The following is a 14,037-nucleotide window of genomic DNA, read 5'->3' as shown; positions in this document are numbered from 1 at the left end:
CCATGAGCAGAACACAAAAAACCCTCGGCGAAAAATGGGGCATCATCCCCTGGCTGAAAATCCGCATCGATCGCGAACCGGAATATCTGCGCGACATCATCGTTCCGCTCTGTGAGGACAACAAACTCGTTATGCAGGGGGTGTGCGATATCGCCTTCGTGGCGCCGACATCCGCAGCCGAGTGGAAGCAGAAAGCCCGCCGCCTCAAACCCGCCATCGATCCTGAAGGCGTGATATGGGTGATTTATCCGCGTGAAGAGTTCCGGGAGAAATACCGTTTTGACGGAAGTCTCAATGAAATGGTGGAGATTGTGCGTCCCCTCGGTCTCATCCAGGGCCGGCAGGCTGCTGTCAATGCGGAACTGACCTCCGTGTGTTTTCATCTCTGACACCCAGCGCGTATGTCCACACTTCTAACCGTTATCGGCACAAGGCCGCAATACCTGAAATTCGCGGCCATCGCTGCGCATGATCCTCTCCCGTTCAACAATGTGCTGCTTGACACCGGGCAGCATTACGACACCGCACTCTCGGAGCAATTCATCCGGGAATACGCGTTGCCGCGTCCCGCCGCGACACTTGACGCCGGGGGAATGGACGGCAGCAAACGGCTCGCGTCGTTGCTTACCCAGCTCGATCCGCTGATGCGGAAATACCGTCCCGATGCCGTGCTCTGTTTCGGTGACACCGACAGTACACTGGCCGCCGCACTCGCGGCCACGCGCCTTTCCCTCCCACTCATTCACGTGGAGGCCGGGGAGCGCAGCCGTGACATGCATGGGTCGCGCATCCATCCCGCTTCGGCGCCGGAGGAGGGCAATCGCGTGACGGTCGACCATCTCTCCTCGTTACTGCTCTGCGCGACGGAAGAAGCCGTGGACAATCTCGACGCGGAGCTGGCCGGAGGAGACGCCGTTTTCACCGGCGATATCATGTTCGACCTCTATCTCCGGGCGATCACCGACCTGCCCGCACTGCAGTCGCTCCGCCAGAAATACGCGCTTCCGTCCGGTGAATACGCGCTCAGCACCGTACACAGGGCTATCAATACAGACAACCCGGCAAGACTGACTTCACTGATCGATACCCTCACCGACCTCCCCCTGCCCGTATTCCTGCCACTGCATCCCCGCACCGAAGTCCGTCTGAAAGAAGCGGGCATTTCCTCCTCACAAGGCTCGCTGCATCTGCTCCCTCCGCTCGCTCATCACGAACTGCTCGCGCTGCTGCGTGGCGCCCGCCACGTGCTCACCGATTCCGGCGGATTGACGCGTGAGGCATGCTTCAGCGGCGTCCCGAGCATCTGTCTCGACGATGCGACCGCCTGGCATCAGCTCTGCGAGAGCGGGTGGTGTACAATTACGGGCAGCGATCCCCAGCGCATTCGCGAAGCGCTCGAGCTGCCACTGCCGACCGAAAGCGCAGTAACGCTGTTCGGCGACGGCATGGCCGCCGTTCGTACCATTGAAGAAATTCGTACTGCTCTCCCCTGAGGCAGCCGGTGAAGCGGCCGCCTGACATGTCTCCGCAGTCCCTTCCGTCAATCGCATAGCTCGCCGGACAGTCTTTTCCGCACGTAGTCGAACAGGCTGCCGAGCATGGTCAGCGTTCCGATGACAAGGACGGCAATAACCCACGGCTTGACGGCTTCCTGCAGATTGAAGGTGCCCCAGAATGCATGGTCGCGCCATGGACTGTCATATCCTCCCCATATCAGGAGCAGGAAGAGCAGCAGAACGACGCACGCATGAAGGATGAGCGCAACGATACGTCTGCGGCGAGTGAGCGTCGCGAGCATCTGGAACTTGTACAGGAAAATGAAGAACACGAGCACACCGACGATACCGACGGAGATCGCAATCAGGCCATGCACATCGAGGTCATGCGGCCAGAGCGGCAGGTAGGTCAGAAGCCAGAGTGCGATTGCGGTCACAGGGAGCGTCGCAATCATGGTAATGGCAAACACACGTGCCCAGAAGCGTGTTCTGCGTGCCTGCTCCTCGTCTGTAATTTTCTGCCCGGAACGACCTGACGATTCATCTCCCGGAGGGATATCTACCTTACCGCCCTTGCGCACGACCGTTGTCACGTTCCGCTCCCATCATCGTTTTTGCGCACCTCGTATTTTTTCGCGGGATCCAGATCCTGCGCGTACGGGCCGTTCCAGCTCTGCTGGAATTTTTCATGAAGCAACCCGACGAGTCCCGCCGAACGGAGGATGATCCCGGCGTTCCGCGAAGAGTGGAAATAATCGCGTGACCAGTTGCTGGTTCCGATCCACGCACGGTCGGTGTCGACAAGGATGTACTTGCAATGCTCGACCCGGGCGTAGGAAATGAAACCACCGCTTGCATCAGGGATGGCGGTGAAGCGCACCGAGATGTTCGGAATTCCCTGCAGATATTTGAGATCCTCCTGCTGGTCTGGATGAAGCGACCAGTCCGACACCAGCATGTGCACCTGCACACCGCGCTCAGCAGCGGCAAGCAGCACATCTCCAATGGGTGGATAACTGTGATAGCTCAGGACCTGGATACTGATACTGTCCTGCGCCCCTGCAATCAGTTTTTTAATTGCTGTTTCGTCCCACTCCGCCCCCATCGGGAGAAGATCGCGCGGACTGAACACCGGGGTGATCTCGTGCCTCCCGAGGTCATCCTCTATAACGACCGGGAATTTCCCGGTAATGCGGCCGGCGCTTCTGCTCGCTTCCTCCAGTCCCCGGTTTTCGGCGAGCTGCCAGTCGAAATTGAACACCGTGGTGAAGGCCGTCGCGATGGCGATGTCGGTGATCGCAACGCCAAGTTCGTTGATCTGTGTCAGGGAACGCCAGTCCCAGTTCTGACTCCCGACGAATACGGATTTGTCGTCGACCACGAAATATTTTGCGTGCAGCACGCCTCGTCCGTTGATGCCGGAAATATCATAAATATGGACGGTGATACCGTTTTCCCTGCGAAAAATATCAACGGTCTCGGGGTACAGGTCATAGAATTTTTTCTCCGCGAGCACGCGTACGCGCACACCACGCTTCGCGGCGGCAAGAACGGCTTCGATGACACCATCAAGAGCCTCGCCCTCCATGTTGGCGAAATAGAACTGTGCGATATCCAGGCTTTTCTCCGCAGCGCCGATCATATCCAGCCAGGTACTGCGTGTACTCTTGAAAGCATCGAGTCCGAGAGGGGTTTCCACCGGCGTACTTTCTACCAGTGCGATTTCCGTCGCTGTCTCTGTCTGCGTTTTCTCGCTCCCGCACGATGTCAGCAGCAGCACGGACAGGAGCAGTATCAGATGTTTCATCATGCGATCCAGACTGTTTTAACATTTACGAATTCCTTTATACCGTAATGTGACAGTTCCCGGCCATAGCCCGAGCGCTTGACGCCCCCGAAGGGAAGCCGGGGATCGGATTTGACGAGTCCGTTCACAAACACGGCGCCGGCGTCGATATGCGGCAGCAGAGCTTCCGCGCGCTGCGCATCTTTCGTCCACACACTGGCTCCGAGACCGAAATCCGAATCATTTGCCACAGTGATCGCTTCCTGTTCATCCTTCACGACGATAATGGCCGCAGCCGGACCGAAGGTTTCTTCCTCATACATCGGCATCCCCTTGCGCACATCGGTCACCACGGTGGGTGCATAGAATACACCTTTCATGTCCATTCGCCCACCACCCAGCAGCAGCTGCGCTCCCGCGTCGACACTGGCCCTGACCTGCGCATCGAGTTCACGCAGCAGATCTTCCCTGGCCATGGCACCGACCTCGGTATCATCCTCCATCGGATCCCCCACCTTCATTTCCTTCAGCGCCTGTACGAACGCTTCGGTAAAACGCTCACGCACCGATTCGACGATGATGAAGCGTTTCGCGGCGATGCAGCTTTGCCCGGTATTGATCATGCGCGCCGTCGCGCCGGTGCGTGCGGCCTGCTCCACATCTGCGTCGTCGAGGACGATGAACGGATCGCTTCCGCCCAGTTCCAACACCGTCTTCTTGATATCGCCGCCTGCCGTCTGTGCGACCTTCCCCCCGGCATGCTCGGAGCCGGTGAGTGTGGCCGCCCGCACTTCAGGCCGGCGCAACACATCGTCGACCTCGGAAGAGGAGATCATCAGCGTCTGAAAGCATCCTTCCGGGAAGCCCGCACGTTTGAACACCTCTTCGATCAGTAATGCACAGCGGGGCACATTCGAAGCGTGCTTGAGGAGACCGGTATTGCCAGCCATGAGGGCGGGAGCGGCGAAACGGAACACCTGCCAGAACGGGAAATTCCAGGGCATGACGGCGAGTACGGGTCCGAGAGGATCGAAGCGCACATAGCTTTTCCCCGCATCCGAATCGATGTATTCGATTTCCAGCATACCCGCGGCCTCCTCGGCGTAATACTCACAGACCCAGGCGCACTTCTCGACCTCGCTGCGCGCCTGTGTAATCGGCTTGCCCATTTCCATGGTCATGGCGCGCGCGTATACATCGGCACGCTCACGCAATTCCGCGGCAGCTGCCAGCATGTGCCGCGTGCGTTCCTCCATCGGAACCTTCCGCCACGCGGCGAATCGCTCCTCAGCAAGTGCGAGCTTCTGCGAGACACGCTCAGGCGCATCGGCATCGATATGTTCGAGAATTTCACCGGTCGCCGGATTGACGGATGCAAACGGCATGCATAACCTCCATGTAGATAGCGGGAATTGCAGATTATAAAATGGGAAATCGGCCGGACAGGGTCAACACCGGGCCGACAACCTGCATGCAGCCCGGTATGCAGTCGGTGGCAGTCCATCAGCGGGCAGGGAACCACATCGCGTTTTCACGCATATAAGCAGGCACTTCCAGCACGTTGCATCTGGTTGCAACTGGAGCGCAGACTCTGTATTTTGGCCTAGATTTCTACATTACTCATATCCATCCTCGATGCTCATGAAAACGCTCGTTTCCACCCTCCTCCTCGTCGTTTGTCTTCTAGCACCGGCCACACAGGCACAGGCACAGTATGCCTTCGGCATGCAGTACAGCGTCGCCCCCGACGACGCCTATGCCAAGGTCACCCTTCCTGCCACCGCACTGGCGGATATCATTGCCGAAGGTGCGGACGGCATCAAGCCCGAAGATGTCTGTCTCGGTGAGAAACCGGAGGGGACGCTCAGTGGTTACCAGGCGGACTTCGACGGTGACGGCAGAGACGAGATGTGGATGCTGTATCACACGGGGCCCGAGAAAAACGGGTGCAACGTGACGCTGATCGTCTCCCCGATGGGCGGCGGCAAGTATCAGCTCATGGATCTGCTGAACTTCCCGGGCGGCGAAGTGGTCATGCATCCCATCGTCACTCTTGATGAAGGAGTGCAGATGTATCTGCAGACCACGCGCACCTTCGAGGATGGTGTCAAGCAGGTCAAGGGTACGGTACTCGGTTACACCAAAACAGCCCTGATCGTGCTGACGACGTGGACGCAGAACGAGGGAATGATCAACGACACGTACATCACCGAAAAAGTGGATGCCGTTTTCACTGACGTGAATTTCGACAATACGAAAGAGCTGATCGTCCGCTTCAACGTGCATGAGACCGGCGGTGGTGCGGCGACGGCAGGAAATCTGGTTGACCAGTATATCCTGACCATGGACTTTCTCCCCAACCACATGCAGTATGGCATGTACGACTCGGTCGGGTACGCCAAGATCAAGGAAGCGGAAAACCTGGCCAAGGTCGGCCGCGGCAAACTCAACAGGGATGAAACCCGTATTGAGGGCATCATCGACTTGCGTGAAGCGCTGCAGACCAATCCCTTCATGACCTGGGCGCGCGTGCGTCTCGGAGAGTTCCTGCTGCATGACGGCAAGTACGCCGACGCGGAACAGACACTTATCCAGGCTCGCACGTTCGATGCGGAGTACAACAAAACATATCGCATTCTCGGTGATACGTATCTTCGCCTCAACGACTTGCAGAAGGCGCTCGCGGCATACGAGAAATACATGGAACTCGGCCCCGAGTCGAACTACTACAAGAAGAAAGTCGAACACAACATCAAGCAGATCACGATTCCGAAACGGCGATAAACGGACGTATCACCAGAGAAGGATTCATCCGTGCCTGACTTCAACTTTGCGCAGGGCAGCAATCCGCAAAACCCCGGATCGCGTGCCGGCTCTCCCCGACAGTCCACCCCTTCAACAGGCGGTGAGACACCTGGCGGGGATACGGGCCGTCACAGCGTATTGAACAAATACCCCGAAAGAGATCTCTCACATCTTAGTGGTGAATCGGCACCGCCCCCACAGGACGGGGATATGCCGCCTGCGTCGGCCGATGCTTCAGGGGTCGATGACGGCAGTTCCTCAGCAGAGGGGACAGCGACGACGGAGGGATCCGCAACCGATGCTGCGGCAGCACATGATACCGGAGAAGGCGGTTCGTCCGAGGCAGGCGATACAGGAGATGCGCCCGCGAAAGGCCAAAAATCCGGAAGCGGTCCGCTGATCGCCATTCTGAGCATTGTGATATTTCTCGTGCTCATCGCTTTTCTCTGGCATATCAATCCCTTCCCGTCCGTGCGCGACAGTATTGCAGGGCTTTTCAGCAGCAGCGAGGAAGTGATTCCACCAATGGATACGGAGCTCACCGACGACGCTGCCACGCACGTCGATGAAACTGCAGCAACGCCGATGCGATCATGGGATTATTTCCTGCAGGTTTCGTCATGGGACGATCTGGCAAAAGCCGACCTGGAAGCAGAGCGGTACCGTGCCCAGGGTCTTGACGTCGTTGTTGAAAGCGAATACATTCCGCGCAAACACCGCACGTATTACCGCGTGCGCCTCGGTCCGTACGACTCCCCGCAGCAGGCGACCGAAGCAAAGGCGAATTACGCCAGCGTGCTCCCGGCTGATGCCTTTCTTGACAGCACACGTCTTGCCGTGGACGAAGTCGAGGAAGACCTTCCTGCAGAAAGCACCGCCACAGCACCTGCACCACGGCACAGGGCTGATCCTCTCCCCACACAGCGGAGTGGCAGCGAGTTTGACGTGATCAACGAGCCATTGAACGGCTATGCGGTAAAGGTCTCATCGTTCAAGGAGCTGCCTATCGCACGCAGCGAGGCCAGGAAACTGGTCGGACTGGGCTACCCCGCGTTCCTGACGAAGAAGAGGATAGGCAGCACAAGCTGGTATCGCGTGCTTGTCGGTCCCTTTTCCGACAAACGTGATGCGGACCGATACATGGAACTGCTCAATGTCACCTACGGCAACGAAGCCTATACAGTAAATCTCGCATCCTATTGACGCATATCCACCCTGAAACACCGGGTTCCGGTGGATATTGTTAGGCTTTTGTTTGCACAACTATTACATTACGAATTGGATTCTGCCGTTGCGGACATCTCGCAGCGGACCGTCCTTGAGGCGTGCGATGTTGCGGAAAATGATGTTACCAAGTCCGCAATTCTGTGTCTAAGAAGAAAGACCGGCTCTCTCCGCCCTCTTTAGCCATTGCATGCGAACAACGTATAATTTACACGTTCCACTCAATCAACAGGAGTCACGAATGAAGAAACTGTTTCTGATCGCCGTTCTGGTGGCTTTCGCCGGAGTGGCACAGGCACAGCAGGTGGTTGTCAAAACACCTGATGCCCTGTCCGGATCGGCCCAGCTCGATGCCGCGAAAGCTCCCAAGGTCACCTTCGAGCAGAAGCTGCTCATGCTTACCGAACAGGCCCGCAACAACCGCGTGCGCAGCACCACGAACACGCTTCGCAAGACGCAGACCAATGACCTTTATGAAATCGGACTCATGGCCAACACGTATGCCATGATCGGTGACACCCGCAACCAGATCGCCTGCGACCCCAACACCGGGAATGTCGCCGTGATCTTCCGCGGCAACGATCGCTCCTCGCAGGGCGACGGCAACACGCTGTACATTCGCTATTCGAACGATAACGGCGCGACCTGGACGCCGCAGGGCGACAACATCGCCAACAGTGCAAGCCCGCGTTACCCGAGCATCTTCCTGCCGAACGCCAATGGCAGCAGCGGCGCCCACACCGCAGTGCTGTGGCCGCAGGTCACGACCTTCGGTGACGGAACCGACGGTTTCGGTGAAGTGTACTCGATGAAGGCCGACATCGGCAACGGCAACCCGTCGTACGGTCAGTTTGCCACTCCTCCCAACTGGTCAATCCCCTGGCAGATCAAGCAGGATCAGGCTACCGGCGATCTTTACAGCATCGCTCTCGCACTCGAGCCCTCCAACGGCACCTCCACCGGCGAATACTTCGTTATGAAGTCCACCGACGGCGGCGCGAACTGGAATCCTGTCAACTTCGACAACCCGGTGTGGTACGCCGACCTGACGCCCAGTGGTTATTTCACGACCAACGTGCGTTTTGACATCTCGCCGAACGGCACGATGATCTGCGCCTACAACCTGATCATTGAAAGCGAGCCGGGCTCGGCCCTGCTGCTCGAAGCCAACCATGAGATCGCCTATCGCATCTCGACCGATATGGGTTCCACCTGGAGCGATCCTGAGCGTATCAAGCCCAGTGCACTCCCGAATCTCCCGCGTCCCTTCGACGCCAAGTGCGAAATGTCATGGGATCTCGATGTGATCCTCGACAAAGACGACATGCCTCACTTCATCACCGTGCTCTCCGCTGACCTGTATCCGTTCTGGCCGACCAACGAAGCCCCGACGGACAGCACCATCAGCCTCGTGCACGTCGACTCCACTTTCACTTCGGAAATCTGCATGGTTCCCGAGGGTGGCTGGAAAGTATATCCGATTGGTCCCGTGCGCCGCGTGCGTACCGACCGCCTGTCCTTCACCGCTACCTCCTCCACCGACGCAGCCGCCGTGTTCCGCAACGAGCCGAACTGGGCCCGTAACTGGGACGGCAGCAAGATCTATGCGAAGTGGATCTCCCCGATCTTCACCTGGTTCCCGGTCGTCGATCAGACCCTGCCGGCTGACACCATCTGCCAGATTTATGTCAATGGCCGTAATGTCGACAGCCGCAGTCTCGATGCATGGACCTACAAGTGGAATTACACGGATCCGGACGACCCGAACACCTTCGTGCTCGACAGCATCATGCGCGTGACGGATCTTGAAGATGTCATGGCCAAGTACACGAAGATCGCCTACTATGCCAACGAGCAGGGCGAAGATGGCCATCTGCATATCATCTTTACCGAGTGGGGCATCGGTGAGCGTCTTGATGACGATCCCGTATTCACCGATCAGGTCGTCTGGTATGTGAACGATGTCATGCTCAAGGTTCTGGATGCCGTTGACGTCGAGCAGCTCGACGCAACCCCGGGTGCCTTCGCACTCGCACAGAACTACCCGAACCCCTTCAACCCGAGCACCGAAATCAGCTTTACGCTGCCGAAGGCTTCGCAGGTTTCCCTGCGTATCTTCAACCTGCTCGGACAGGAAGTTGCCACGCTGGTTGACGAGTATCGCAATGCCGGAACGCATCGCGTGACCTTCGACGCCAGCAAGCTTTCCAGCGGTATGTATATCTACCGTCTCGAGAGCGGCGCCAACAGTGTTGCGAAAAAGATGATGCTCAGCAAATAAGCAGATCTTTTTCCCGCTTTGAAATCCTCCCCCGTTTCGGGGGAGGATTTTTTTTGTTACCTAATTCCGATTCTGGTGTCCTAGACTATGAACACAATACATAGCCGCCTGGCGTCTGGGTGGAGGTGTCAGGCTCCCGACCGTTCCCACATGCATACAGGAGTCTGTCATGATGCGATGCCTCGCTACGCTTTTGTCCGTCCTCCTCCTGACCTGCAGCCTGTTCGCCCAGTCACCGCTGCGTGAGCCTCCTGCCACCCCCGCACATAAGGTCCAGCTGCGTCCGACCGATCAACCCGAACGCCAATCGTCTGCCCGAATCCCGGGCCCCCTCTCCCCCCTACATCGAACTTCCCAATCCCGCAACGCATACAGAGCCGCCTCCGATGCGCCGCGGCGACTGGTGAAGACAGCAAACACCACGGCGCAAAACGCTTCGGTGCAGTTTCCGCTCTTTGAGGTGGGACAAATGGCAAACACCTATTGCATGATCGGTGAGAACCGCAATCAGATAGCGTGTGACCCGAATACAGGAAGTGTCGCCATTGTATTTCGCGGTGATGACCGCTCCCCCGATGGTGACGGGAATACGTTGTATATCCGTTACTCCACCGACGATGGAAACAGCTGGTCGCCCAAAGGCGGCAATGTGGCGACCACAGACCAGCCCCGTTACCCGAATATATTCCTTCCCAATGCCGGAGAAACGGTACCGCAAACCGCACTGCTCTGGCCGCAGGTCGTCAGCTTCGGAGACGGCAGCGAGGGATTCGGTGAAATCAATGCGATGAAATCGGGGCTGATGAATCAGTCCCCCGCGTATGCAACAGTACCGGGTCCCCCGGACTGGGGCATCCCCTGGTCAATCATGATGGATCGGAGCACCGGCGATCTCTATTCCGCCGCGGAGGCGATCGATCCCTCCAACGGACTCTCCTACGAGGAATACTACCTTCTCAAATCGACTGACGGCGGCGAGAACTGGAATGCTGCGAGCCTTGAAAATCCGTTTTTCAAATCGGGCATCGTGCCGAACGGCTATGCAGCGCTGAGTCATCGCCTGAGCATCTCACCGAACGGAAGTACGATGGTCGCGAGCTGGGTACAGCTCAGCGAGACCGAACCGGGACGCGCCAACCTGATCGACGAACTGCACGCCATCGCATGGCGCATTTCAACGAACGGAGGAGAGAGCTGGGGTGAGGTACAAACCGTAAGACTGTCCGAACTGCAGGATCGTCCTGCCCCCTTCGAGACGAAGATTGCGCAGTCCTGGGATCTCGATGTCGTGCTCGACGCCGACAACATCCCGCATTTCCTTACCGTCTGCTCCGCTGATCTGAATCCCTTCAATCCCTTCGATGAAGCGCTGCCCGATTCCTCCATCAATCTCCGGCATGTCGACTCCACCTTCGTCACCGAAATCTTCCGTGACACCCGTGGGACATGGCACATCCTTCCCGCGGGACCCGTGTACCGGGTGCGTACGGACAGACTGGCGTTCACATCACAGTCGGAGAGCGATGAAGCTGCGGTGTTTCGGAATGAAGTCGCATGGGCACGCAACGGGGATGGAACGAAACTCTGGGCGAAGTGGATCACGCCCATGCTGACATGGACCGTGGCCGATGTTGCGGGAACTCCCACGCTGTTTGAAGACACGATCACGCAAATCTATGCCAATGGACGGCACATCGCATCGAACCTGAAACGGCCCTGGACCTATTCCTGGGATTTCGCCGAACCCGATCACAATACCGCGGAGATGGACAGCATGATGCGGCTGACCGCGCTGACCGATGTGGGTGCAAAATACACCAAGATGGCCGCGTATGCCGGTGAGCAGGACCAGCTCCACATTCTCTTTGTAGAATGGGGCATCGGGGAGCGAACTGACGATGATCCCCTGCTCGCCAACCAGTACGTCTGGTATCTCACCGGAGCGAATGTCCCGGTATCCCTCGTCGACGCTCGCGATGACCGCGGCACGGTTGCACAGTTTTCACTCGAGGCGAACTCGCCCAATCCTTTCACGGGAGGCACCGCGATACGCTACAGCCTCCCGCATGGGATGTACATGCGGTTGGCCGTGCACGACGCCCTTGGAAGGGAGGTTGCACGCCTGGTCGACGGGCAGCAGTCCGCCGGCCGGCACAGCGTACGATTCAACGCCGGGGATCTCCCCGCAGGCATCTACTTCTGCAAAATGGATAATGGCAAGACAAGCACTTCGCGCAAATTGATGCTGATCAGATGAGCACAGTGACGCATTACCCTGTTGATTGAGCGAAGTGACAGGGAGTCCGATAATGTGGGCGGGCTCCCCTAAATTCAAGGCGGTCCCTCTCCGGTGAGGAAAGGGACCGCCACTTTTTTCCTACGTCCGGCGGATTTACCGCAGGGCTCCGTTTTTCAGATTGGCCAGCAGGGCACCGGAACGTTTGAGACTGTCGAGAATGCTTTCAAACGCTTCGTGGCGTCCCTGTTTGCGGGCTTCCTCGAGCAGGTGGTTCTTGACAACCTTTGCGAACACCGTCGGTGAAATACTCGCGTCGCCCTGCGTTACGAAGGTTCCGAACACGTCGTTCTGGTACAGGTACCACACATGGAAACCCTCGATGATGTCACCGGTCAACGCGACCCGCGCCACGAGGGAATCGGCTGCGCGCTGCGAAAGCCCATGATTCTGCATCAGATAATCCATGCAGAGCGTGTAATGGTTCTCTCCGCGCTCGACGCGATGCGGTGCCGGCAGTTCTTCCGTGATTTCGTGCAGACTGTCATGCAGAAGATCGACGTCTTCCTGCAGCATGGCAATCTGTTCGAGTATCCCACGGCAGGCGGGGTCCGGTTCGCTCTCGATATGCGCCAGCAGCGTTTTCAACTCTTCCCGGCTCATGCCTGATTCCGGATGAAAGTTAAGCGTGAGGCGTCGCTCGGGAGCAACAGTCTGGTTGTAGGATTGCAGCAGGTCGCGCATGGATTCCTGACAGGAAACAATCGAGGAGGATTTTTCCTCCGCTTCACGCGCTTTGGCCTGGAATTCCTCAATGCTCATCTGTTTCCCGCCGCAGGCGGTAAACACAAACGTCACTACGAGAATCAGATGAATATTGCGGAACAATGCGGAAGCAAACGTATGCATGCATGCTCGCACAGGTGGAACAGGATGAACTACCCTTCCCTCCGGGCTGTCCGGGATAAATACCCTTTCGATGTTGTGTCATTGACCGCGCGCAGGGCTTGCAGGCAGACGCGGGATGGTCAATCAGTGCATTCCGTTTCCAAGAGCGTTGGCCCTTGAAGGGACACCAATCTGCGAATTATTTCACAAAAAACAAATAGCCGTTCGGGAACTCTTCCTGACCGTAAAAAACTCCACGCGCGGTAACAACAGGCGTACCCTGTCAGAACTCGAAACGATTGTCAAAGCTCGAAACGTTTGTCTGAGCTCAATGCGTCTGTCAGAGTTCGTAGCGTTCACCGAAGTCGAGAACGCGCGCCTGATGTCCCGACGCTTCCACCTTGCTGCGAAACTCCTGCGGGTCGGCCTCGATCACGGGAAAGGTGTTATAGTGAATGGGAATGGCCAGGCCCGGCTTGGCGAACTCCACCGCCTTCACCGCGTCATCGATGCCCATGGTGAAATTATCTCCAATCGGCGCGATCATGCAGTCGATGGCATCCCGCTGCCCGATGAGCTGCATATCGAGGAAAAGGCCGGTATCGCCGGTGTGATACACCGTCTTGCCGCCCATGGTGATAACGACCCCTGCAGGTTCACCCATGTATCTGCCGTCGGGAGATGACGATCCGTGATGTGCGATGGTGAATTTCAGTCGTCCGAAAGGAAACGTGTAAGCACCGCCGATATGCATGTTATGTGCCCGGGCACCATTTTCAGCTGCAAAATTGGCGAGTTCATTCACTGCGATCACCAGCGCATCGCAGCGTTTCGCAATCTCGAATGCATCGCCGATATGATCGCCATGCGCATGCGTCAGCACCACAAACTGCGCATCGATATCCTCCGCCTTCATCGGCGCGTTCGGATTTCCTGTCAGAAACGGATCGATCACCACCGTGTGCGTCCCGTCCTCCAGAAGAAAAGAAGAATGGCTCAGATACGTAATGTTCAGCATCGTATTCCTCCAGTTGATAATATCGAAGGGGGAAAAGCAATATAGAAGCACCCGGGTGAGATAGCAAGAGTGCCTGCGGCACGCGGGAGTGCCTGCGGCACGCGGGAGTGCCTGCGGCACGCGGGAGTGCCTGCGGCACGCGGGAGTGCCTGCGGCACGCGGGAGTGCCTGCGGCACGCGGGAGTGCCTGCGGCACGCGGGAGTGCCTGCGGCACGCGGGAGTGCCTGCGGCACGCGGGAGTGCCTGCGGCACGCGGGAGTGCCTGCGGCACGCGGGAGTGCCTGCGGCACGCGGGAGTGCCT

Annotated in this window: 12 protein-coding genes; 7 read left to right on the top strand and 5 right to left on the bottom strand. The window is 57.8% G+C overall.

The window, feature by feature from the left end; translation table 11 throughout:
* The first annotated feature begins 2 nt into the window (after nucleotides 1-2).
* Both KQI65_02920 and KQI65_02915 read left to right on the top strand, forming a co-directional pair.
* The gene (locus KQI65_02920; protein ID MCB2203675.1) at nucleotides 3-389 is read left to right on the top strand and encodes a hypothetical protein; all 387 of its coding nucleotides are present in this window, start codon (nucleotides 3-5) and stop codon (nucleotides 387-389) included.
* A 12-nt stretch (nucleotides 390-401) separates the two neighbouring features.
* On the top strand, nucleotides 402-1,493 hold the full coding sequence (locus tag KQI65_02915) for a UDP-N-acetylglucosamine 2-epimerase (protein MCB2203674.1): 1,092 nt from the start codon (nucleotides 402-404) through the stop codon (nucleotides 1,491-1,493).
* A gap of 47 nt (nucleotides 1,494-1,540) precedes the next feature.
* Here the strand turns inward: KQI65_02915 and KQI65_02910 are convergent, their stop codons facing one another.
* The 3 genes from KQI65_02910 to KQI65_02900 are packed head-to-tail and all read right to left on the bottom strand — an operon-like array spanning nucleotide 1,541 to nucleotide 4,667.
* Nucleotides 1,541-2,089 carry a hypothetical protein gene (locus KQI65_02910; protein MCB2203673.1) on the bottom strand — a complete coding sequence of 183 codons (549 nt, stop codon included), beginning with the start codon at nucleotides 2,087-2,089 and terminating at the stop codon, nucleotides 1,541-1,543.
* Nucleotides 2,086-3,303: a hypothetical protein gene (locus KQI65_02905; protein ID MCB2203672.1), complete on the bottom strand. Its 1,218-nt coding sequence runs from the start codon at nucleotides 3,301-3,303 to the stop codon at nucleotides 2,086-2,088. The genes KQI65_02910 and KQI65_02905 overlap by 4 nt, the downstream gene beginning before the upstream one ends.
* Nucleotides 3,303-4,667, bottom strand: a complete 1,365-nt coding sequence (locus KQI65_02900; protein MCB2203671.1) for an NAD-dependent succinate-semialdehyde dehydrogenase — start codon at nucleotides 4,665-4,667, stop codon at nucleotides 3,303-3,305. The genes KQI65_02905 and KQI65_02900 overlap by 1 nt, the downstream gene beginning before the upstream one ends.
* A 256-nt stretch (nucleotides 4,668-4,923) precedes the next feature.
* Here KQI65_02900 and KQI65_02895 point away from each other — a divergent pair, with 256 nt between their 5' ends.
* The 4 genes from KQI65_02895 to KQI65_02880 all read left to right on the top strand — a co-directional run bounded on the left by KQI65_02895 (nucleotide 4,924) and on the right by KQI65_02880 (nucleotide 11,849).
* Entirely contained in the window at nucleotides 4,924-6,066 is a 1,143-nt protein-coding gene (locus KQI65_02895; protein ID MCB2203670.1) for a tetratricopeptide repeat protein, read from the top strand.
* A 30-nt stretch (nucleotides 6,067-6,096) separates the two neighbouring features.
* Complete coding sequence (locus KQI65_02890) at nucleotides 6,097-7,290, top strand: SPOR domain-containing protein (GenBank protein ID MCB2203669.1); 1,194 nt, start codon at nucleotides 6,097-6,099, stop codon at nucleotides 7,288-7,290.
* A 262-nt stretch (nucleotides 7,291-7,552) separates the two neighbouring features.
* Nucleotides 7,553-9,592: a T9SS type A sorting domain-containing protein gene (locus KQI65_02885; protein ID MCB2203668.1), complete on the top strand. Its 2,040-nt coding sequence runs from the start codon at nucleotides 7,553-7,555 to the stop codon at nucleotides 9,590-9,592.
* A gap of 469 nt (nucleotides 9,593-10,061) precedes the next feature.
* Nucleotides 10,062-11,849: a T9SS type A sorting domain-containing protein gene (locus tag KQI65_02880; protein MCB2203667.1), complete on the top strand. Its 1,788-nt coding sequence runs from the start codon at nucleotides 10,062-10,064 to the stop codon at nucleotides 11,847-11,849.
* Between the two features lie 135 nt (nucleotides 11,850-11,984).
* Here KQI65_02880 and KQI65_02875 read toward each other — a convergent pair whose 3' ends face one another.
* Both KQI65_02875 and KQI65_02870 read right to left on the bottom strand, forming a co-directional pair.
* Complete coding sequence (locus tag KQI65_02875) at nucleotides 11,985-12,737, bottom strand: hypothetical protein (protein ID MCB2203666.1); 753 nt, start codon at nucleotides 12,735-12,737, stop codon at nucleotides 11,985-11,987.
* A 319-nt stretch (nucleotides 12,738-13,056) separates the two neighbouring features.
* The gene (locus KQI65_02870) at nucleotides 13,057-13,731 is read right to left on the bottom strand and encodes a metal-dependent hydrolase (protein MCB2203665.1); all 675 of its coding nucleotides are present in this window, start codon (nucleotides 13,729-13,731) and stop codon (nucleotides 13,057-13,059) included.
* 72 nt (nucleotides 13,732-13,803) lie between these two features.
* On the opposite strand from KQI65_02870, the gene KQI65_02865 reads away from it, so the two are divergent.
* On the top strand, nucleotides 13,804-14,037 hold a 234-nt coding region (locus KQI65_02865; protein ID MCB2203664.1), incomplete at its 3' end, for a hypothetical protein.

Source organism: bacterium, assembly GCA_020444325.1.
Classification (GTDB): Bacteria; Bacteroidota; Ignavibacteria; order SZUA-365; family SZUA-365; genus BM516.
This window is presented reverse-complemented; position numbering and strand designations above follow the sequence as displayed.